Genomic DNA, 19,676 nt, shown 5'->3' with positions numbered 1-19,676 from the left:
GATCATGCCGAGGCCACGACCGAAGTGCACACTAGTGGGGTGCCGACACCGTTTCCGTACCTCGCCGACCCGCTCCCGCGTGCCTTCGCCCATCGGGGCTGGCACCTCGGTGACCTGGAAGGACTGGAGAACTCGTTGCCTGCCTTCCAGCAGGCGGTGACGGAGGGTTATCGCTACCTGGAGACGGATGTGCACGCGACGTCGGATGGTGTGGTGGTCGTTCATCACGACGCGTCGTTGGACCGGACGACGGACGGCGCGGGGTTGATCTCCCGGCAGACGTGGGCTCAGTTGCGGACGGTCAAGGTCGGTGGCCGTGCGCCGTTGTCGCGGCTGGAGGACGTCCTCGAGGAGCTGCCGGAGGCGCGGTTCAACATCGATGTGAAGTCGAACGAGGCGGTGGCGCCCTTCGTGCGGGCGATCGAGCGGACCGGGGCGTACGACCGGGTCGCGGCGGCGTCGTTCTCCGACGCGCGGCTGGCGCGGATCCGGAAGCTGGCGGGGCCGAAGCTGGTTACCGCGATGGGGCCGCGTTCGGTGGCGGTGATGTGGGCGAACGGGTTCTTGCCGCTGGTGTCGTTGCGGGCCTTGTCACGGGGTGCGATGGCGCAGGTGCCGGTGCGGCAGGGGCGATTGAAGGTGGTGGACCGGGCGTTCCTGCGGCAGGCGACGCGTGGGGGTTTCGAGGTCCACACGTGGACGGTGGACGATCCGGCGGAGATGCGGCTGTTGCTGGATCTCGGGGTGCACGGGATCGTGACGGACCGGCCGGATCTGCTGCGTGACGTTCTTCGGGAACGCGGCGCTTGGCCTTCCTGATCCGCGTTTAGTCCTCTAAATGCGTTGTAAGCGCATTTAGAGGACTAAACGCGGGGACGTCATCGGGGTGCTTTTCCGTTCCAGGCGGCGTCCCAGGTCTTGGGTCCGAGCCGTCCTGAGTCGTTGATGCCGTTGGCTCGCTGGAGGGCGAGGACGGCTTCGCGGGTTTTGTCGTAGTAGCAGCCTGTTCCGGTGAAGCCGTAGCCGAAGGCGTTCATCCGCAGCTGGAACTGCTTCAGGGGTACCGCGCAGTCGCCGTAGGCGTAGACGACGCCGGGCCAGGCGGGTTTGGGTCCGCCTGGCGGAGCGGGCGGGGTGGGCTTCGGCTTGGGCGGAGGCGGCGGGGCGGGCTGTCCTCCCCCGCCGATGTAGGCGGAGTCGGCGTAGGACGGGACGCGTTTGCTGCGGCCGTCGCTGTCGTTGCGGAAGCCGAGTTTGCCGGCGCATTCCCAGGGTTGCCAGCCGCGCATGCGGTAGAGGTAGAGGGCCCGGTAGTCCTGCTCGCGGGGGGCGGCCTGGTCGGGTCGCCCTTGGCCGCCGACGCTGCGCCAGGTGGGCAGGTCGAACTGGTAGGCGCCGTAGTAGCCGTTGCCGGTGTTGATGTTGTAGCGCCCGCTCGATTCACACATGCGGAGCTTGGCCCAGTGGGAGCCGTGGGGATCCGCGGCGGCGGATCCGGTGGTGGCGATCTGCAGGCCCGTCACGGCGAGGGCGAGCAGGAGTGTTCTCGCCACTACGCGGTGTGCTGTGCGAAGGCGATGGGTCCTCATGAGCGGAACAGTAAGTATCAGCCCCGTGCTTCACAAGAGTCACAGATCGCTCACTAGCCTCACACGAAACACACGGGGATCGTGGCAGCGACACGCCGACAATGGTCGGGAAGGTGTCCGGGAAGGGTTCGTCCCGCGTCGAAACGAACACGGTCCGGACTCGTGCCGGACAGGTGGGTGTGATCACCAGTAGTCTCCCGCTGACCTCGACGTTCTCGACTTCAGGAGCAGTGCATGACGGTGGCCGGGACCCGTGATCGCAAGCGGGTGTGGCGGGCTTGGTACCTCTATGACTGGGCCAATTCGCCGTTCTATTCGTCGGTGATCACCGTCTTCGGTGCGCTCTATTTGAGCGAGATCGCGTCGGCGGACGCGAAGACGAATTTCACCCTTAACGGGGACAGGGCGTGCACCGATTCGAGTGGAGCTTCGAGCACCCTTCAGAACTGCGACGTCTCCTTGTTCGGGCTCCACTTCCCCGCTGGTTCGCTGTGGGGGTATCTGCTGTCGATCGCGACGGTGACGCAGGTGCTGGTGCTGCCGATCGCCGGCGCGATCGCGGACCGGAGCAGGCACAAGCGGCGGATCCTCGGCGGGTTCGCATTCCTGGGTGCGGTGGCGTCGGCGTTGATGTTCTTCATCGCGGGGACGAACTGGGAGGTCGGGGTCTGGACGTTCATCCTGGCCAACATCGGTTACGGCGGTGCGCTGGTCGTCTACTACTCGTTCCTGGTGGACATCGCGGAGCCCGATGAGCGGGACGCGGTGTCGTCGAAGGGATGGGCTTTCGGGTATCTCGGCGGTGGTCTGGCGCTGGCGCTGCAGCTCGGGTTCTTCATGGGGCACGAGTTCTTCGGGGTGAGTGAAGGACTGGCGATCCAGATCTGCTTCCTGACGTCGGGGATCTGGTGGGCGGTGTTCACGATCCCGGCGGTGCGGGCGCTCCCCCAGACTCATGTGCCGAAGTCGGGCGAGCGTGGCCTGTCGGTGCTGACGGCCGGGTTCAAGGAGTTGAAGCAGACGATCAAGGAGGCGAGGGCCTATCCCCTGACGCTGGCGTTCCTCGGCAGCTATCTGGTCTTCACCGACGGGATCACGACGGTGGTGGCGGTGTCGGCGCAGTACGGCAAGGACGAGCTGAAGTACAGCACCCAGGTGCTGATCGTCACGATCCTGGTGATCCAGTTCCTGGCGTACGCCGGGGCGATGATCCACGGGGCGATCGCGGCGCGGATCGGGGCGAAGAAGACGATTCTGGGCAGTTTGGTGGCCTGGGTGGCCGTGCTGTGCTTCGCGTTCTTCATCGAGGCTGGTCAGCCGTTGCAGTTCTACGCGGTGGCGGTCGGGATCGGGCTGGTGCTGGGGGGAACGAACGCGTTGTCGCGGTCGTTGTTCGGGCAGATGATCCCGGATGGGAAGGACGCGCAGTACTTCTCGCTGTACGTGGTCGGTGAGCGGGGGACGTCGTGGCTCGGTCCGCTGTTGTTCGCGGCGGTCGGGCAGATCACCGGCTCGTTCCGGTACGCGATCATCGCTCTGGTGATCTTCTTCGTGCTCGGTTTCGTGTTCGTGTGGCTGGTGCCGGTGCGCCGGGCGATCGAGGCGGCGGGCAACCGACCACCGGCGGTGCTGTGAGGGAGGAGCGTGCCGATAGGGTCGGGCGTCGTGACCGTACTGAAGGAGAGTGGCCCGGATCCCACGGACGCGTTGTCGTCGGTGCCGGTGGCGGGTTCACGGCGGGGTGTGCCGGTCGTCGGGAAGCTGAAGTTCTGTTACGGGCCGATGGACTGCGGGAAGTCGACGCTGGCTTTGCAGATCGACCACAACCACGCGCGGCAGGGTCGTCGTGGGATGGTGCTGGTGCGGCATGACCGGTCCGGGGAGCCGCAGATCACGAGCCGGATCGGATTGACGCGCAAGGCGATCGAGGTGGGGAACGAGACCGATCTGCGGTTGCTGGTGCGTGAGCAGTGGGCGGCCGGGCGGCATGTGGATTACCTGATCGTCGACGAGGCGCAGTTCTTGTCGCCCGATCAGGTGGATCAGCTGGCCGAACTGGCGGATGACGTCCAGATCGACGTGTACTGCTTCGGGATCGCGACGGATTTCCGGAGTGTGTTGTTCCCGGGTGCGGCGCGGTTGTTCGAGCTGGCGGACGAGTTGCAGCCGGTTCAGGTCGAGGTGCTGTGCTGGTGCGGGCAGACGGGGCGGTTCAACGCGCGGGTGTCCGATGGCGAGGTGCTGCGGGCCGGCGACACCGTGGTGGTGGCGGATACTGAGCAGATGGTCGTTGAATCTTCACCGGTATCACGTTCTGAGGGCGAACCGAGTACGGTCCGTTATCAGGTATTGTGCCGTCGCCACTTTCGACTGGGCGACCTGGGGCCCTCCTCGGCCCAACACGGTCAGTTACGGTTGACGTGACAGGCGTACTACTAGCCCATCTGGGGGATATCCGCACCAAGATGGCCGTATTGACGTCACGCCAGAGCGCGAAACCACTCCTACTAGGAGAAGCTGTTGCCACCGGGTGACACAGCTCATCGTGAGCAAGGACATGCTGTCCAGGGAATCCTCTGGCCGTCACTGTCGTTGCATAGGGTGAGCATCACCCTGGCTCCACCCGGAGCTGACTGAAAGGACCCCCATCATGGCCGACCGTGTTCTCCGTGGAAGCCGGCTGGGAGCGGTCAGCTACGAGACCGACCGCAACCACGACCTCGCGCCTCGGCGCACCGTGCGCTACGCCTGCCCCAAGAACCACGAGTTCGAGGTGCCCTTCTCCGACGACGCCGAGATCCCCTCGGTGTGGGAGTGCAGGCTGCACGGCAGCGAGTCCGAGATCGTGGACGGCGGGCAGCCGGAGCAGAAGAAGGTCAAGCCCCCGAGGACGCACTGGGACATGCTCCTGGAGCGCCGTTCGATCCCGGAGCTCGAAGATCTGCTCAACGAACGTCTCGCCGAGCTGAAGGGACGCAGGACCACCCGGTCCGCCTGACGCACGGCACAAGTAGCTAGCCCCACCACGAACCGGCGAAGCCCCCGCGACCTCCCACCGCGGGGGCTTCGCCGTGTCCGGGGTCAGGCGACCGCGACCAGGGGTACCAGTGCGTCGCGAAGGCGCCGCAGGTGCTCGGGTGGCGATTCGAGCAGCGGGAGCCGGACCGTGGCGTTCGGGATGACGCCGAGCTCGGCCAATGCGGCCTTGGCCATGATCGCTCCCTGCGAGGTGCGCATGACGGCCTCCGCCAGTGGAAGCAGCGTGGCGTTGAGCGATCGTGCGGTGTCGAGGTCTCCCCCGCGCACGGCGGCGATGAGTTGGGCGTTGCGGTCGGCGAAGGCGTTGCCCACGACGCTGACCAGGCCGGTGGCGCCGGCGGCGAGATAGGGCAGGTTGAGCTCGTCGATGCCGCAGTAATAGGCCAACGGCGTGCGCGCCATGACGGCCATCGCTTCGAATACGTCGCCCTTGGCGTCCTTCACGGCCCGGATCCTGGGGTGGCGGGCGAGTTCGATCAGGGTGGCCGCTTCCAAGGCCGTCCCGGTGCGGGCCGGGACGTCGTAGAGCATCACGGGCAGGTCGGTGGCGTCGGCGACCGTCAGGCAGTGCGCCACGATCCCGGCTTGTGTCGGCTTGGAGTAGTAGGGGCAGACGAGCAGGAGCGCGTCGGCGCCGGCCGCCTCGGCTTCCTTCGCGCGTCGGATGGAGGTGGTGGTGTCGTAGGTGCCGACACCGGCGATCACGCGCGCCCGGTTCCCGGTGCGGTTCGCCACCGTGTGGACGAGCCGCGCGGCTTCGGTGCCGGTCAGGGTGGGTGACTCCCCGGTGGTTCCGCCGACGACGATGCCGTCGCAGCCGGTGGTCAGCAGGTGGTCGACCAGGCCGGTGAGGCCGGGTTCGCTGAGCACCCCGCCGGGTTCCATCGGGGTGACCATGGCGACGAGGTTGGAGCCGAAGAGTGTTTCGGTCATGCTGCCGATCCTGTCGACGCCGATACCTATGGTCCAACGATGGTTTTTGGACGGTATTGCGTAGCCTGGCTTTATGGTCGAGGTCGGAGCTCTGCGGTCGGTGGCCGCGCTGGGGACGCTGGCGCGGGCGGCGGACGAACTGGGATTCACGGCGTCGGCCGTGTCGCAGCAGATCAAACGGCTGGAACGCCAGATCGGGATGCCGGTGCTCGCTCCGGCAGGCCGCGGCGTCGTGCTGACTCCGGCGGGCCAGGCCGTCGTCGACTCCTCTTTGGAGGTGTTCCAGGCACTCGAACGGTGCGTCGAGGCCGCTCAGTCGGTCGCGGAGGGCGCGCCGCGCGGTGTCCTGCGGGTGGCCGCGTTCTCGACCGGCATCCGCGGCCTGCTCGCCCCCGTCCATCCGCGGCTCCTGACGCGCTACCCCGGCCTGCGGCTGCACATCACCGAACAGGACCCCGACCAGGCTCTGCATTCCGTCGAGGCCGGGACCGCCGACCTCGCGCTCATCCATGACGCCGACGGCGCGCCGGTACCGCTGTCCCCCGCGCTGTCACGGCGCCTGGTGCACACCGACCTCGGCGACGTCGTCATGGCCGAGACCCATCCGCTGGCGCGCGCCGAGCCGCCGCTGGACGGTGCGAACCTGGCCGGGCACGCGTGGGTGACCAGTCCGCCGGGCACGGTCTGCCACCAGTGGTTCCGGCGTGTGTTCGCCGGCCTTCCGGAAGAACCCGACGTGCGGCATCTGGTGGACGACTTCTCCACGCAGCTGTCGCTGGTGGCCTCAGGCGAGGTCGTCGCGTTGATCCCGCGGCTGGCGCGCCCGCCCTTGGCCGAAGGGCTCCTCGCCCGGCCGCTGCGGCGCCCGCCGACGCGCGAGGTTCACGCCGCGTGGCGCCGCAGTGCCGAGTCCAGCCCCGCGATCCGGGCGGTGCTGGCGGAACTCGGGGCGGCTCGGTCAGCTGGGGTACATGCTGGTCACGTTGACGAACGTGCCGGTGATCCCCATGGCGTCGCCGGAAGCGAGGAACGCCAGCGTGGAGGCGACCTCGGCGAGACGCGGTGAACGCTTGGTCATCCGGGCCTCGGTGAGGCCGTCGAGGACGTTCTGCATCATCTCGGGACTTGCCGGCAGCTGGTTGTTCACCGCGGAGAGCTTCTCGGGTGTGAAGGTCTCCGGGATACCGGCGACCCAGATGCCGAGCGCGCGGACACCGTGCGGTCCGATCTCGACGGCGAGATTGCGGATGAAGGTATCCAGCGCGGCGTCGATCGAGCCCGTGGCGCCCATCATCGGGCTGCCGTGGGCGGATCCGCTGTCGAGGGCGAGGATGGCACCGGAGCCCTGAGCGACCATGTGCCGGGCGGCGGCCCGCGCGGTGATGAAGTTCGTCGTGATTCCGGCGGTGATCGGGCGGACGTAGTCCTCGACCGACATCTCCACGAGTGGGATGCCTTGGATGTCGCCGCGCGGGACGAGGTTGAGCGAGATGTCGATGCTGCCCGCCTCGGCCACGACGGAAGCCGCGTGCGCGTCGACCGCGGTTTCGTCGAGGCCGTCGACGACGGCGACTTCGGCCCGTCCCCCGGTCTCCTTGATCTCGTCGGCGAGCTTCGTCAGTGCCGGTTCGTGGCGGCCGGTGAGGAAGACGCGGGCTCCGCGCGCGGCGAACTCCTTGGCGACGCCGTTGCCGATCGCCCCGCCGGCGCCGTAGATGATCGCGTTCTTGTTCTGCAGGCTCATGGGTTTTCCTTCCACGTTGTCAGGTACGACCGTTGAGACGCGGAAGGCGCGGAGATCTCATCGGTCCTCAGATCAGCGTCAGGGGCAGCCCGAACGCGGGGAACAGCGGAGATCTCATCGGTCCTCAGATCAGCGTCAGGGGCAGCCCGAACGCGGGGAACAGGTGCGGCTCGAACGCGGTGATCTCGGCGACCTTCCCGTCTTCGATGCGCAGCACATCGAGCACCTGTGCCCGGTAGACCCGGGTGCCCGGCCGCCGGACGTATCCCGCCGCGGCGGGAAGCCCGTTGGCCACGGCCGGAAGGTGTTTCCACTCCCCGAAGTACGTCGGCGAGGCGGGATCGAGGGATTGGGCGACGAACTCGAGGAAGACGTCCCGTCCGGAGAACCACAGCGGATTCGGCGGCATCGTGACCAGCACGTCCTCCCTCAGCAGCTCGGCCATGACCCGGCTGTCCCCGTTGGCGGTCGCGGCGGCCATGTAGCGCCGCAGGATCGCCTGCTCCTCGTCGGTCGGCCGCACGGTCCTGGCCCAGTCGGTGCGGCGTTCCGGCAGGCGTTCGCGCAGTGTGGGGCGTGCGCGCTGAAGGGCGCTGGTGACCGAAGCGACGGTGGTTTCCAACAGGTCCGCGGTTTCGGCGGCCTTCCAGCCGAGGACGTCGTTGAGGATCACCACGGCCCGCTGTTTCGGTGGGAGGTGCTGGATCGCGGCCAGGAAGACGAGCTCCATCGTTTCCCTGGTCTCGGCGATCTCCGCGGAGTCGTCCGGGAACGGCTGCAACCAGGGCAGGAACTGAGGCGGTTCGCCCTGTTCGACGTCAGGCAACGGGTCGTAGGGACGTGGGACCCGTTTGTTGCGCCGCAGGAAGTCGAGGCAGGTGTTGGTGGCGATGCGGTAGAGCCAGGCGCGGAAACTCGACCGGCCTTCGAACCCTTCGCGGCCGCGCCACGCTCGCAGGAACGTCTCCTGGACCAGGTCCTCCGCGTCGTCGTAGGACCCGACCATGCGGTAGCAGTGCACGCGCAGTTCTCGCTGGTGCTCCTCGATCCTCCCGGCGAAGGCGACCTCGTCCACGGTTTCCGTCACGGGCGCCGGTGTGACGTTTTCGTCCTTGGTCCGCAGCGCCAGTTGAGCGATGCGCCGCAGCCTGCCGACGTCGGAGGTGAGCGAGGCAAGGTCGGTGAGGAACACCTCCGGCGGCTGAGGTGCCAGCCGGTTCGCGACGCGGCCGACCTCGGCGATGAGGGTTTGCACGTCGGGGGCGGGGTCGCGCCGTGACCGGTAGGCCCGCTGGCGGCACGCGGCCGAGCAGTAGACGGCCGTACGCCCGCGCGAATCCGCCTTCGACGGCAGCGGGCCTCCGCACATCCCGCAGACCTTCCCGGTCACGGCTCACCTTCCCCGAAAACGTCACGCCCGATCAAGTTACGCATTATGCCGATGCGGCGGGCAGGTAGCCCGGGATGTCCTCGACGCGGTGGTAGACGTCGAGCCCGCGGGACAAGGCGATGGCGACGTCCTGGTCGGCGCCGGTGGATTCGCCCGGCAGCCGCAGGACGGCGTCGCAGTGATGCAGCAGCCTGTCGGCCGTCGGATACATGACCTCCTTGGCGATCGGGTCGGCGACGGTCTTCCCGCCTGCGCCGCGCAGCACCGGGAGCGCGACCCACTCGCCGATCATCGGCACGTGCCCGCTGCGGAAGATCGGCCAGACCGCCTCTTCGAGCCGGGCGAGATTACGGGCGAGGAGTTCGGGGGCGTCGCCGGTTCCGGAGCGGAACGGTCCGGCGATGAGGATCATCAGAGGTTTGCTCATACGCCGGAGCATAATGTGCAACAATCGGCAGGAACAAGGAGAAACGTGCACATGTTGGCTGCGCAGCGACGAGACCTGCTGATGGAACGACTCAAGACCGAAGGCCGCATCGTGGCGAAGGACCTCGCCGCCGAACTCGGCGTATCGGAAGACAGCATCCGCCGTGACCTGCGAGAACTCGCGGACGCCGGGCTCTGTCAGCGGGTCTACGGCGGAGCCCTGCCGGTCTCCCCGGCCACCGCGGACTACGCGACGCGCATGGCGGTCAGCGTCGCAGGCAAGGAACGGATCGCGAAACGTGCAGCAGCGTTGATCCGACTGGGATCGACGGTCATCCTCGACGGCGGCACGACCGCGCTCGCGCTGGCGAAGGCACTCCCCGTCGACCTCGAAGCGACAATCGTCACGCACAGCCCCACGGTCGCGGCCGCGCTCGTCACGCATCCGAAGGTCGAGGTGTTCCTCATCGGCGGACGGCTCTTCAAGCACTCCGCCGTCACCTGCGGGGCGGCCGCGGCCGAGGCGGCCGAGGGCATCAACGCCGATCTGTTCTTCCTCGGCGTCACCGGCGTGCATCCCGAGACCGGGCTCACCACCGGCGACTCCGACGAGGCCGCGATGAAACGCACCCTCGCCAAACGGGCCGCCGACACCTACGTGCTGGCCAGTTCGGAGAAGATCGGCGCGGCCTCGCCGTTCACCGTGCTCCCCCTGTCCGACGTCGCGGGCGTGATCACCGACGCGGCGCCGGACGAGCCGACGGTGAAGGAACTGGGAAAGCTCGGGGTGAGCGTGCTGGGGGTCAGCCCTTCTTGGCCAGCCCGCGAAGCTGCTGCCAGCGACGCTTGAGCCCCCACAGACCGACCAGGACGATCGCCTCGCGCACGACCGAACCGCTCATCTTCGACTGACCGACCTCGCGTTCGGTGAAGGTGATCGGCACCTCGACCACCTCGAACCCGGCGAGCGCCGTGCGGAACGCCAGGTCGATCTGGAAGCAGTAGCCCCGCGAGGCGATCTCATCGAGCGGGAGCTTCTCCAGCACCGTGCGGCGGTACGCGCGGAAACCCGCCGTGATGTCCTTGATCTTCGTGCCGAGCGCGATCCTCGCGTAGAGGTTCGCCACCCAGGAGAGCGCCTTGCGCTGGAACGGCCAGTTCACCGTGCTGCCACCGGGAACGTACCGGGAGCCGATGGACAGATCCGCGTCCTCGAGGGCCGCCAGTACCCGCGGCAGATCCTCCGGCGCATGTGAGCCGTCGGCGTCCATCTCGACGATGGTGGCGTAGTCACGAGCGAGTCCCCAGCGGAAACCCGCGACGTACGCGGCGCCCAGGCCGGCCTTCTCGGTCCGGTGCATGACGTGGATCCGCTCGTCGGCCTTCGCGAGCTCGTCGGCGACGTCGCCGGTCCCGTCCGGGCTGCCGTCGTCCACGACGAGGGCGTTGACCTCCGGGAGTGCTTCGAGCAGGCGTTCCAGGATCGGGCCGATGTTCTCCCGCTCGTTGTACGTCGGGACCACCACCAGCACCGGGTCGATTCCCTGGGCCCCCCGTGGCGCCTGCGCCATCCGCTTTTCCTCCGTGTTCCGGCGGGTCAGCCCGCCGCTTCCCTCGTTGCCTTGGCGACGCTCGCGCGCCGGGTGCGGAAACGCAGCACGTACCCGCCGGTAACCCCGGCGATCGCCAGGGCGAGCAGCCCGTACTCCGTCGTCACACCGAGTAGATCCGACAGCGTAGTCTGCTGCCTCAGCGGTACGCGCCCCACCAGGGAGTCTGCGGTGAACAGGCTGGTGGAGGCCGTGATCGAACCGTCCGGCGCGACGATCGCGCTGACCCCGCTGGTGGCGGAAACGATCACGGCGCGCCCGTGCTCGACCGCTCGCAACCGCGACATCGCCAGCTGCTGATAGCTCATCTCCCCCGGTCCGTACCAGGCGTTGTTGGTGGGTACGACGAGCAGTTCCGCGCCATCGGCCACCGACTCCCGCGCCGGGTAGTCGAAGGCTGTCTCGTAACAGATGAAGACGCCGACCTTGGTACCCGCGACCGACAGGGCGGCGTTGGCTCCGTCGCCCGGCTTCATGTCGGCGACGCTGTCGACGAACGGGGTCACCAGCTTCGCGACCTCACGGGCCGGGATGTACTCGCCGAACGGCACGAGCTGTTGCTTGGCGTAGCGCTGGCCCGGGCCGGTGACCGGATCCCAGACGAGCGCGGAGTTCTGCGCGCTTCCGTCGGGCAGCCGGACCAGCGCACCGATGATCGCCTGCGTGCCGTAGTCGCGGACCAGTTGATCGACGCCGGCATCGCCGGTGCGCATGGCCATCGCGGTCTCCGGCCATACGAGCAGATCGACCTTCGTGTTGCTCGCCTTGAGCTTTTCCAGCAGCCGGGCACTTTCGGCGAGGTGGTTGCTCCGGAGTTCGTCGCGGCGGCCTTCCAGCGCCAGGCCGATGTCCGGGGCGTTGCCCTGCACCGTGGCGACGGTGAGCTCGCCGTCCTGGGCTTCGGTGCCGATCGTCGGCCACACCGCGAGCCCCGCCACCACTGGAACCAGCGTCAGTGCCGACGCCGCCACCAGAGAACGGCGCGGATCCGCGCCCTTCAGCCGCAGGCACAGCGCCGCGAGCCCGAAACCGGTCGCCACGACGGCGAGACCGACCAGCGGAGCACCGCCGATAGATGCCAGCGAGACGAACGCGCCCTCCGGCTGGCTGAACGCGACACGACCCCACGGGAAACCGCCGAAGGGGAACCAGGTGCGAGGAGTCTCTAGCGCGATGATCACCAGTGCCGCCCACAGCGGCCCGAGCGGCAGCCTCCACACCACGGTGGCGAAAGCCCCGCCGAAACCGAGATACACCGACAGCGCCATCGCCAGCCCGAGCCACGGCCACGGCCCGAAGCCTGGGCCGAGGAAATCCAGCAGCCACGTCAGCAGCGGCAGGAAGAACCCCATCCCGAACACGAACGCGTAACCGAACGCGCCCCGGAACCTTCGTCCGTGCACCACCATGGCGAAGCCGGTGAACGCCAGCGGCGCGAGCCACCACAGCGGACGCGGAGCGAAACTGAGGTACAGCGTGAATCCCGACGCCGCGGCGACGAGGAAACGCACGAGCCAGGCGCGGGAGAAGCGCTTCCGGGGCGCCGCTTCGGGGTCCGGATCGGTCACGGTCGTGGACACTCCTGAACCCTAGGCCGTCCGGGTGAACAGATCGTGGATGACCTGTCCGTCGCGGACCGTGCGCAGACAACGGGGCAGTGTCGCGCCCTGCGCGAGGTTCGGCAGCGGGGGCACGCCCGCGCGCGGGTCGGTCGACCAGCGCTGTACACGTGAGTCCGGTGTCGCGACGACGAGGTCTTCGGCGTCCCAGATCGCGTAGTGCGCGGGAGCGCCCGGGACCAGGCTGCCGGTGACGCCGTCGTTGACGCCGGCGGCGCGGTGTCCCGCACGGGTGTGGGCGGTGAAGGACGCGCGGGCGGACAAGCCCGAGCCCGGCGTGCGGTGATAGGTCCCGGCGCGGACGGTGGCCCACGGGTCGACCGGCGTGACGGGTGCGTCGGAGCCGAAGGCGAGCAGGAGCCCTTCGGCGGCCATGGCGGCGAAGGGATTGAGCTTCGGGGCGCGTTCCGCGCCGAGGCGTTCGGTGTACATGCCCTGGGTGCCGCCCCATTCCGCGTCGAACTGCGGCTGGACCGAAGCGACCACACCCCAGCCCGCGAGCGCCTTCGCCTGGTCGACGTCGATCATCTCCACGTGTTCGAGCCGGTGGTGGCGGGCGGCCAGCGCTCGACGGCCGACGGTCTTCTCCGCGAGCCGGAACCCTTCGACGACCTCCGCGACGGCGGCGTCGCCGATGACGTGGAAACCGGCCTGGAGTTCGGCCTCGGTGCAGGCGCTGATGTGCTCGGCTATGGCGGGGGCGTCGAGGTAGAGCGTCCCGGAGGTGCCATGGGCGTCGGCGTACGGCTCGTGCAGGGCGGCGGTGCGGGAGCCCAGCGCGCCGTCGACGAACAGGTCGCCCGCGACTCCCCTGGCGCCGAGCGCGCGGGCGGTGTCGACACCACCGCGCTCGCCCCAGTAGCCGACGACTTCCGGCAGTCCGGGTTCGGAGGCGAGCGCGAGCAGATCCGTGAGGTCTTCGGCGCCGGAGATGTCCGGGCCCGCGCATTCGTGGACGCTCACGACTCCGCGCGCGGCGGCTTCGGCGAGGAACGCGCGCTGGGCTTCGCGGCGCTGCTGCGGCGTGATCGCCTCGCGCATCGCGGCGCGCACGAGGTGGTGGGCGTCGCGGGTCAGCGGTCCGTCGGCCGACCAGCCCGGCGCTTCGTGCACGCCGGCGGCGAGCGCGACGAGGGCGCTGGAGACGAGCGCCGAGTGGACGTCGACCCGGCTCAGGTACACCGGGGTGCCGTTCGAGGCCTCGTCGATCTCCGCGCGGCTGGGCAGCCTGCCGTCGCTCCAGCGGGATTCGTCCCACCCGTGCGCGACGAGCACCTGGCCGGGGCGGGCGGTATCGCGGACCGCGGCGAGGAGCTCTCCGGCACCGCGGATGTTCGCGAGGTTCAGCCCGGTGAGGTGCAGGCCCGTCGCGGTGGCGTGGACATGTGCGTCGACGAAGGCGGGTGCGACGAAGGCGCCGTCGAGGTCGACCAGTTCGGCGTCGGGATGCAGGGCCCTGGCCGGGCCGTCCTGTCCCACCCAGACGACGGTGCCGTCGGTGATCGCCATGGCGGTGGCGTCGGGGGCCGAGGGGCTGTAGATACGCCCGCCGAGCAGGAGCGTGGTTCGCGCGTTCGTCACGCTCCCGAGTTTGCAGCGTGCGGACGACCAGGTGACCGGCGGGTCGGTGACATTTCGACACACAACGCGAGACAGGAATATTTACGTCTTCCGAACGATGTGACAGGATATTTTCACGCGTTTCCGACGACGAGGAGTACAAGTGACTGCGATCCAGGAACCGACCTCGCCGGTGGCCGCCTACGATCAGCCCTACGACTACACCCGTGTCGAGCTGATCGAACCCGACTGGCGCCGCTTCCCCGGCTGGCACGACGTGACCGAGGCAGAGTGGCGTGACGCGCAGTGGCAGCGAGTGCACTGCATCCGCAACGCCAAGCAACTGCGCGCCCTCATGGGCGACCTGCTCGAGGAGCGCTTCTACGAGGACATGCTCGCCGACCAGCGAGAGATGGCCACGATGTCGATGCTGCTGCCGCCGCAGATGATCAACACGATGGCGCCCAGCGCGGGCACCGACCCGGTGAAGGTGACCGAGGCCTGGTACGCCGACCCGATCCGCCGCTACATGCTTCCGGTGCGCAGCGACCGCGACACCGAGTGGCCGAGTCACCCGCACTCCGAACGGGACTCACTGCACGAGGCCGAGATGTGGGTGGTGGAGGGGCTGACCCATCGCTACCCCACCAAGGTCCTCGCCGAGATGATCTCCACCTGTCCCCAGTACTGCGGGCACTGCACCCGGATGGACCTGGTCGGCAACTCCACCGAGCAAGTCGAGAAGCACAAGCTCTCGCTCAAACCGGTCGACCGCCAGGACGCGATGATCGAGTACCTGAAGAAGACCCCGGGCGTGCGTGACGTCGTGGTCTCCGGCGGCGACGTCGCCAACGTGCCCTGGCCACAGCTGGAGTCGTTCCTCATGCGGCTGATGGACATCGACACCGTCCGCGACATCCGGCTCGCGACCAAGGCGCTCGCCGCCCTCCCGCAGCACTGGATCCAGCCGAAGGTCGTCGAAGGGCTCGAACGCGTCGCCGGCACCGCGCAGCGGCGCGGCGTCAACCTCGCGATCCACACCCACGTCAACCACGCCCAGTCGGTGACCCCGCTGGTCGCCGAAGCCGCCAGGACCGCCCTCGACGTCGGCGTCCGCGACGTGCGCAACCAGGGCGTGCTGATGAAGGGCGTCAACGCGACCCCGGCCGACCTGCTGGACCTGTGCTTCGCGCTGCAAGGCGAGGCGAACATCCTGCCGTACTACTTCTACATGTGCGACATGATCCCGAACGCCGAGCACTGGCGGGTTTCCGTGCACGAAGCACAGGAACTCCAGCACGCGATCATGGGCTACCTGCCCGGCTACGCGACTCCCCGCATCGTCTGCGACGTGCCCTACGTCGGGAAGCGGTGGGTTCACCAGCTGGCCGAGTACGACCGCGAGCTCGGGATCTCCTACTGGACCAAGAACTACCTGACCAGCGTGGACAGGGAAAACGTCGCCAACGCCGACGAGGCACTGCAGCAGCGCTACCCCTACTACGACCCGATCTCCACCCTTCCCGAGGCCGGTCAGCGCTGGTGGCGCGACCAGCCCCGGACGGCCTGACCCGGCCGACCCGTCAGGCAGGTCCCAGAGGGGGCGTTCAGGCTCATGTGCGAGCTTCAAACGCCCCCTCTGTCGTACCGGCTGTTTGTGCTGGCCAGAACCGGTTGGTACCGGTTGCGACCGGACGTCGAACGGCCCAGAAAATCCGTGGCTGCCTGTCGGTACGCGATGGAATACCGGCTGACGTGACCGGGTCGCCTTCGCGCCGATGACCCCCGCGTGGTCGAGGTCCGGCACGCCGTCCACGGCCACACCCCGTAGCACTTGTCCAACCCAGCTCCACGACGACCACGCGTTCCCACGCGGCACGGCGTCGCAGCACCAACTGCGTCATGAACGCCGGTCGTGCCGCCGACGGGGCGCATCCCGTCCATCGGCTGAGGTCCTTTGCGCGCGAGCGTGCCACGAGGGGTCCCCATAGGACATTTCGTCCTATGGGGACCCGCCGGGGTCACTACCAGGCCTTCCCGAACTTGAGCCGGAACTCAGGATCCTCCTCGGCGGGCTTGCCCGCCCCCTTGATCCTGGCCTTCGGCTTGCCCGCCTTCTTGCGTTTGGCGGCGAGTGTCTCCGGATCCCACGGGTTCTCGAGCAGGCGTTCGCCGTCGGGCTCCTTCGTCGGTTCGTCCGTCACTGCGCGGCCGCGGGTTCCTTCGGCACCGGCTTGACCCCCCAGAGCTCGGGGTTCCCGGCCGCCTCGGCCATCTCCTTGACGTCACTGAAGTCGTTCGCCTGCCGGGCGAGGAACACGCCCATCTGGCGCAGGTCGCCCATTTTGCGGACGGAGGCCTCGACCAGATCGCTGACGTTCTGGACGAAACCGTTGAGCAGGCGGATGACGTTCGCGGCCTCACCGAAGGGGTTGATGAGGTCTTCGAGGAAGTTCGCCGAAGCCTCGGCGATCTGGTTGGCGCACTCGCTGATGAAAGCGATCGCGTCGCCGTAGGTCTCGTAGACGATGTCGATGCAGCTCTCCATCGTGCCGGCGATCTCGTTGAACACACCTTCGTTGCGGGAGATGCGCTTGGTGGCGTTGATCGCGTAGGTGTTGTACGAGTCGTACCCGCCGCCCTGCCAGTACGCGGCGAGGTTGTTGCGCGAGTCGTCGATCGCGGTCTCCGAGTCGACCATGTACCAGGCCTGGCCCCACCACACGGCCAGTTCTTCCATCCGATCGGCGTTGCCGAAGAGGAGATCCCGGATCATGAACAAGGTGTCGAGGGCACCCTTGTGCTCGTGCTCTTCGGCCTTCGCCTGGACTTTATTAGCCGCGTTCTCAGGCCACTCGGCCTTCTGGCGTGTCGCCATGCTCTGTTCTGTTCCTTAAGTTTCGAGTGTGTGCCGGGGCCTAGAAGCGGCTGTCCGCAGCGTCGTCGTCGCCACCCATGTATCCGAACTTCTCGTAGTACTCGGCGTCGCGGTTCTCGTACTCCTTGGCGACCTTGTCCAGGTTGCCGCGGACCTCGTCGATCTGCTCGATGCCGATCCGAGCGGTCTTCAGGATGGTCTCGCGGGCGACGTTGTAGTCCGTGGGGAAACCGGTCTTCATACCGAGCAGCCCCATGTCGGCGGGGGCCATGACCGCGTAGTCGCTGCCGCGGTCGACGAACTCCCGCCAGGCGTCCCCGGTGGTGACCCACGCCTCGGTGTTCTTGCGGAGGGCGTCCGGTACGACGTAGTAACCGGTGCCTTCGATTCGAGCCAAAGTCGTTCTCCGTTCGGTGATCAGCGGGGGCGCGAGGCGGTGAGGGCCTGCTGCCTGAGTTCTTGCGCGTGCTCCTCGGCGGCGACGATCGCCTCCAGCAGGCTCTCGCTCAACGCCTGGGCCGTGGTGTAGGGGAGGTTTTCGAGGTCGATGTCGATGCGTTGCAGCTGGCCGGCACCGGAGACCTCGACGACGCCGAGCTCGCCGGGGATGTCGACCTCGATGGCCTGATCCCTGGCGTTCGCGAGCGCTGTCGTGAGCGCGGCGTCGCGCTCCTCGATCTCGCTGACCAGGTTCTCCAGCCTGCGCCGGCGGCTCAAGCGCGCACCCCCGGGAGGATTCCTTCGGCCTTCTCGCGGCCTGCCGCGCCGGCCGCGGCCCGGGCTGCGACGATGGCTTCGATGGTGTCCGGGCCGATGTTCTGCGGGTAGGCCTGACGCAGCGCCTCGGCGCTCACGTCGAGGTCCGTCAGCCGTCCGTTGCCGTCCACTTCGGCCTCGACGAGGCCGCTATCCGAACGACCGGTAAAACGTTCTTCGGCCTGTTCGGCGGCGAGGCGTTCGAATTCCGCGGCCTTGGCCTCCCAAACGGCCATTTCCGCATCCGTGGGCGGAGCCCAGTCGTATCCGTTCATACCGCGCATGTAAGCATCGTTGACTTTGTCGATGCGGACGGTTCGGGGCAAACGCCGGAGACATTGTGTCCTAGATCACTATCGCCGCCTTGTCGGCTCCAGCTTGTCGGTCACGACGCCGGTTTATCCGCCAGCTGCTCGAGGCGGGCCATCTCCACGTCGAGGGCTGTTTGCGCCCGGCTCACCGTCTCCGAGCTGTATCCGCCGCTCGACCGGGCTCGCTGGAGGCGTTCGGACTGTTCGGTGAGGACACGCAAGCGCAACCGCAGATATTGCTGCACGCTCTCGACCTGCTCCGGCGCCGGACGGCCCGCGGTCGCTTTGCCCGGGACGCGCACGTCCGAGCGCACCCGGTCCAGGACCGCCTCGCTGAAGGGCCCGTCGGCCGGATCGTCCAAAACGGACTTCGCCGCGTCGGCGAGCTCGGCCATGAGCCGGACGTACTCCTGGCGCGCCCGGTCCGGATCCTCCTCGGGCACACGCGCCGCACGGATGACCGCCGGGAGGGTCATTCCCTGTACCAGCAGCGTCGTGGTCGCCACCACGTAGGCGATCAGGACCAGCAGGGCGCGGTCCGGGGTGTCCTGCGGAAGGGTCTGCGCCGCCGCGAGGGTGATGGCGCCGCGCATCCCCGCCCAGCCGAGCACCACACCGCCGCGCCAGCCCAGAGTCTCGGTGAGCCGGAACTCCACGTCCGCGGCGGCGCGATCGAGCCGTTTCCGGAAGTGCGCCACCCGTCTCGGTGACGCTTTGTCCAGCCGCTCGGTGACGGCTGGATTCGACTCGTCGCCCCGCAGCACCGCCTGCGTGGTTTCCAGTCGCGGTTTGAATCGCGCGGCTTTTCGCTGCTCGCGGTACAGGCCGGCGACCAGCGGTCCGACGAAGACGACGCGCGCGACGATGACGAGCGCCGACGCGGCCAGGCCGATGGCGAGCGCGCGCCAGACGCTCGAACCGTCCTCGTGCACCTCGTCGACGAGGGTCTTCACGCTGAGTCCCATGAGCAGGAACATCCCGCTCTCCAGCAGGAACGCCGCGGTGCGCCAGTTGACGGTCTCGGCGAGGCGGTCCGTCGCGCGCAGATGCCGCGGGGCGAGATGACCGGTCACCAGGCCGGCGACGACGACGGCGAGCACGCCCGAGGCGCCGGCCTCTTCCGCGGGCAGGAAGGCGATGAACGGGACCACGAACGAGATGGCCGTGTTGAGCACGGCGTTGCCCAGCAAGGCGCGCGCCCGCACGTTGACGACCCCGACCAGGATCCCGATCCCGACCGCCACGACGACCGAGAAGGCGAACTCGCCCACGACGCCCCAGACGGACACCGACCCGGCGACCGCGGCGACGGCGGACCGCAGCAGCACGAGCGCTGAGGCGTCGTTGACCAGCCCTTCGCCTTCGAGCACGGTCAGCAGCCGGGGTGGCAGACCGAGTCGCCGCCCCACGGACGTCGCCGCGACGGCGTCGGTGGGGCTGATGACCGCGCCGAGCGCGAACGCGGCGGGCCACCCGATCCCCGGCACCAGCCAGTGGAACAGCCAGCCGGCGCCCAGTGTCGTCCCCACCACGAGAAGGACCGCGAGGCCGGTGATCGGCCGGATGTTCCGCCGGAAGTCGACCATCGGCATGTTCACCGCCGCCGAATACAGCAGCGGAGGGAGCACCCCGGCGAGGATCAGCTCGGGTTCGACCTCCGGATGTGGGACGCCCGGCAGAAAGCTCAGCCCGATCCCGGCCACCACGAGGCTCAGCGGAGCAGCCAGGTTCAGCCGTTCGGAGAACGCGGCCACCACCACGATGAGGACGACGCCGAGCACGGCGACGAGAGTCAGGTTCACAGGGCTGTACGTGTCCTCT

The 19,676-nt window shown here is 68.4% G+C and carries 21 protein-coding genes; 7 read left to right on the top strand and 14 right to left on the bottom strand.

Annotation, left to right across the window (positions count from 1 at the left end; translation table 11 throughout):
• Positions 1-39: 39 nt before the first annotated feature.
• Positions 40-819 (top strand): glycerophosphodiester phosphodiesterase family protein, encoded by a 780-nt coding sequence (locus tag AC069I_RS39290; protein ID WP_478228231.1) that lies wholly within the window; start codon positions 40-42, stop codon positions 817-819.
• A 59-nt stretch (positions 820-878) separates the two neighbouring features.
• Here AC069I_RS39290 and AC069I_RS39285 read toward each other — a convergent pair whose 3' ends face one another.
• Positions 879-1,553 carry a transglycosylase family protein gene (locus AC069I_RS39285; RefSeq protein ID WP_378436328.1) on the bottom strand — a complete coding sequence of 225 codons (675 nt, stop codon included), beginning with the start codon at positions 1,551-1,553 and terminating at the stop codon, positions 879-881.
• A 270-nt stretch (positions 1,554-1,823) separates the two neighbouring features.
• On the opposite strand from AC069I_RS39285, the gene AC069I_RS39280 reads away from it, so the two are divergent.
• From AC069I_RS39280 to AC069I_RS39270, 3 genes are all read left to right on the top strand, one after another.
• Positions 1,824-3,224, top strand: coding sequence for an MFS transporter (locus AC069I_RS39280; RefSeq protein ID WP_478267635.1), 1,401 nt, complete (start codon positions 1,824-1,826; stop codon positions 3,222-3,224).
• A 30-nt stretch (positions 3,225-3,254) separates the two neighbouring features.
• Positions 3,255-4,013: a thymidine kinase gene (locus tag AC069I_RS39275; protein ID WP_478228229.1), complete on the top strand. Its 759-nt coding sequence runs from the start codon at positions 3,255-3,257 to the stop codon at positions 4,011-4,013.
• A 226-nt stretch (positions 4,014-4,239) separates the two neighbouring features.
• A complete protein-coding gene (locus AC069I_RS39270) occupies positions 4,240-4,587 on the top strand; it encodes an RNA polymerase-binding protein RbpA (protein WP_005151365.1) in 348 nt (115 codons plus the stop codon).
• 83 nt (positions 4,588-4,670) lie between these two features.
• Here the strand turns inward: AC069I_RS39270 and dapA are convergent, their stop codons facing one another.
• Positions 4,671-5,561, bottom strand: coding sequence for a 4-hydroxy-tetrahydrodipicolinate synthase (dapA, locus tag AC069I_RS39265; RefSeq protein WP_478228228.1), 891 nt, complete (start codon positions 5,559-5,561; stop codon positions 4,671-4,673).
• Positions 5,562-5,634: 73 nt separating this feature from the next.
• Between dapA and AC069I_RS39260 the strand changes: the two genes are divergently transcribed.
• Positions 5,635-6,627 (top strand): LysR family transcriptional regulator, encoded by a 993-nt coding sequence (locus AC069I_RS39260; protein WP_478267634.1) that lies wholly within the window; start codon positions 5,635-5,637, stop codon positions 6,625-6,627.
• Here the strand turns inward: AC069I_RS39260 and AC069I_RS39255 are convergent.
• The 3 genes from AC069I_RS39255 to AC069I_RS39245 form a co-directional block, all read right to left on the bottom strand.
• Complete coding sequence (locus AC069I_RS39255; RefSeq protein WP_478228226.1) at positions 6,520-7,305, bottom strand: SDR family NAD(P)-dependent oxidoreductase; 786 nt, start codon at positions 7,303-7,305, stop codon at positions 6,520-6,522. The genes AC069I_RS39260 and AC069I_RS39255 overlap by 108 nt on opposite strands.
• A 124-nt stretch (positions 7,306-7,429) precedes the next feature.
• On the bottom strand, positions 7,430-8,695 hold the full coding sequence (locus tag AC069I_RS39250; protein ID WP_478228225.1) for a sigma-70 family RNA polymerase sigma factor: 1,266 nt from the start codon (positions 8,693-8,695) through the stop codon (positions 7,430-7,432).
• Between the two features lie 43 nt (positions 8,696-8,738).
• The gene (locus AC069I_RS39245; protein ID WP_478267633.1) at positions 8,739-9,122 is read right to left on the bottom strand and encodes a DUF4406 domain-containing protein; all 384 of its coding nucleotides are present in this window, start codon (positions 9,120-9,122) and stop codon (positions 8,739-8,741) included.
• 51 nt (positions 9,123-9,173) lie between these two features.
• Here AC069I_RS39245 and AC069I_RS39240 point away from each other — a divergent pair, with 51 nt between their 5' ends.
• Positions 9,174-9,971, top strand: coding sequence for a DeoR/GlpR family DNA-binding transcription regulator (locus tag AC069I_RS39240; RefSeq protein ID WP_340681915.1), 798 nt, complete (start codon positions 9,174-9,176; stop codon positions 9,969-9,971).
• Here AC069I_RS39240 and AC069I_RS39235 read toward each other — a convergent pair.
• Genes AC069I_RS39235 through AC069I_RS39225 form a run of 3 tightly spaced genes read right to left on the bottom strand, consistent with a single transcriptional unit; the run spans position 9,925 to position 13,931 of the window.
• Positions 9,925-10,692, bottom strand: a complete 768-nt coding sequence (locus AC069I_RS39235) for a polyprenol monophosphomannose synthase (protein WP_457954448.1) — start codon at positions 10,690-10,692, stop codon at positions 9,925-9,927. The two genes, AC069I_RS39240 and AC069I_RS39235, sit on opposite strands and share 47 nt — an antisense overlap.
• 26 nt (positions 10,693-10,718) lie before the next feature.
• The gene (gene lnt, locus AC069I_RS39230; protein ID WP_478267632.1) at positions 10,719-12,311 is read right to left on the bottom strand and encodes an apolipoprotein N-acyltransferase; all 1,593 of its coding nucleotides are present in this window, start codon (positions 12,309-12,311) and stop codon (positions 10,719-10,721) included.
• A 9-nt stretch (positions 12,312-12,320) separates the two neighbouring features.
• On the bottom strand, positions 12,321-13,931 hold the full coding sequence (locus AC069I_RS39225) for an amidohydrolase (protein ID WP_478267631.1): 1,611 nt from the start codon (positions 13,929-13,931) through the stop codon (positions 12,321-12,323).
• Positions 13,932-14,073: 142 nt separating this feature from the next.
• On the opposite strand from AC069I_RS39225, the gene AC069I_RS39220 reads away from it, so the two are divergent.
• Complete coding sequence (locus AC069I_RS39220; protein WP_478267630.1) at positions 14,074-15,480, top strand: KamA family radical SAM protein; 1,407 nt, start codon at positions 14,074-14,076, stop codon at positions 15,478-15,480.
• Between the two features lie 454 nt (positions 15,481-15,934).
• Here AC069I_RS39220 and AC069I_RS39215 read toward each other — a convergent pair whose 3' ends face one another.
• The 6 genes from AC069I_RS39215 to AC069I_RS39190 form a co-directional block, all read right to left on the bottom strand.
• Positions 15,935-16,114 (bottom strand): hypothetical protein, encoded by a 180-nt coding sequence (locus tag AC069I_RS39215; RefSeq protein ID WP_478228220.1) that lies wholly within the window; start codon positions 16,112-16,114, stop codon positions 15,935-15,937.
• Positions 16,111-16,788 carry a hypothetical protein gene (locus AC069I_RS39210; RefSeq protein ID WP_478228219.1) on the bottom strand — a complete coding sequence of 226 codons (678 nt, stop codon included), beginning with the start codon at positions 16,786-16,788 and terminating at the stop codon, positions 16,111-16,113. The genes AC069I_RS39215 and AC069I_RS39210 overlap by 4 nt, the downstream gene beginning before the upstream one ends.
• A gap of 40 nt (positions 16,789-16,828) precedes the next feature.
• The gene (locus AC069I_RS39205; protein WP_478228218.1) at positions 16,829-17,185 is read right to left on the bottom strand and encodes a hypothetical protein; all 357 of its coding nucleotides are present in this window, start codon (positions 17,183-17,185) and stop codon (positions 16,829-16,831) included.
• A gap of 20 nt (positions 17,186-17,205) precedes the next feature.
• Positions 17,206-17,505: a hypothetical protein gene (locus AC069I_RS39200; RefSeq protein WP_478267629.1), complete on the bottom strand. Its 300-nt coding sequence runs from the start codon at positions 17,503-17,505 to the stop codon at positions 17,206-17,208.
• Positions 17,502-17,780, bottom strand: coding sequence for a YbaB/EbfC family nucleoid-associated protein (locus AC069I_RS39195; RefSeq protein WP_478228216.1), 279 nt, complete (start codon positions 17,778-17,780; stop codon positions 17,502-17,504). The genes AC069I_RS39200 and AC069I_RS39195 overlap by 4 nt, the downstream gene beginning before the upstream one ends.
• A gap of 149 nt (positions 17,781-17,929) precedes the next feature.
• Positions 17,930-19,657 carry a cation:proton antiporter gene (locus AC069I_RS39190; protein ID WP_478267628.1) on the bottom strand — a complete coding sequence of 576 codons (1,728 nt, stop codon included), beginning with the start codon at positions 19,655-19,657 and terminating at the stop codon, positions 17,930-17,932.
• Positions 19,658-19,676: the final 19 nt, after the last annotated feature.

This window comes from Amycolatopsis sp. NPDC043885, assembly GCF_056435685.1.
This window is presented reverse-complemented; position numbering and strand designations above follow the sequence as displayed.

Coding starts and splice junctions, on each gene's coding strand:
- AC069I_RS39195 (WP_478228216.1), bottom strand. CDS start 17,780: ATGGCCGTTTGGGAGGCCAAGGCCGCGGAATTCGAACGCCTCGCCGCC.
- AC069I_RS39245 (WP_478267633.1), bottom strand. CDS start 9,122: ATGAGCAAACCTCTGATGATCCTCATCGCCGGACCGTTCCGCTCCGGA.
- AC069I_RS39270 (WP_005151365.1), top strand. CDS start 4,240: ATGGCCGACCGTGTTCTCCGTGGAAGCCGGCTGGGAGCGGTCAGCTAC.
- AC069I_RS39255 (WP_478228226.1), bottom strand. CDS start 7,305: ATGAGCCTGCAGAACAAGAACGCGATCATCTACGGCGCCGGCGGGGCG.
- AC069I_RS39260 (WP_478267634.1), top strand. CDS start 5,635: ATGGTCGAGGTCGGAGCTCTGCGGTCGGTGGCCGCGCTGGGGACGCTG.
- AC069I_RS39235 (WP_457954448.1), bottom strand. CDS start 10,692: ATGGCGCAGGCGCCACGGGGGGCCCAGGGAATCGACCCGGTGCTGGTG.
- AC069I_RS39240 (WP_340681915.1), top strand. CDS start 9,174: ATGTTGGCTGCGCAGCGACGAGACCTGCTGATGGAACGACTCAAGACC.
- AC069I_RS39280 (WP_478267635.1), top strand. CDS start 1,824: ATGACGGTGGCCGGGACCCGTGATCGCAAGCGGGTGTGGCGGGCTTGG.
- AC069I_RS39210 (WP_478228219.1), bottom strand. CDS start 16,788: ATGGCGACACGCCAGAAGGCCGAGTGGCCTGAGAACGCGGCTAATAAA.
- dapA (WP_478228228.1), bottom strand. CDS start 5,561: ATGACCGAAACACTCTTCGGCTCCAACCTCGTCGCCATGGTCACCCCG.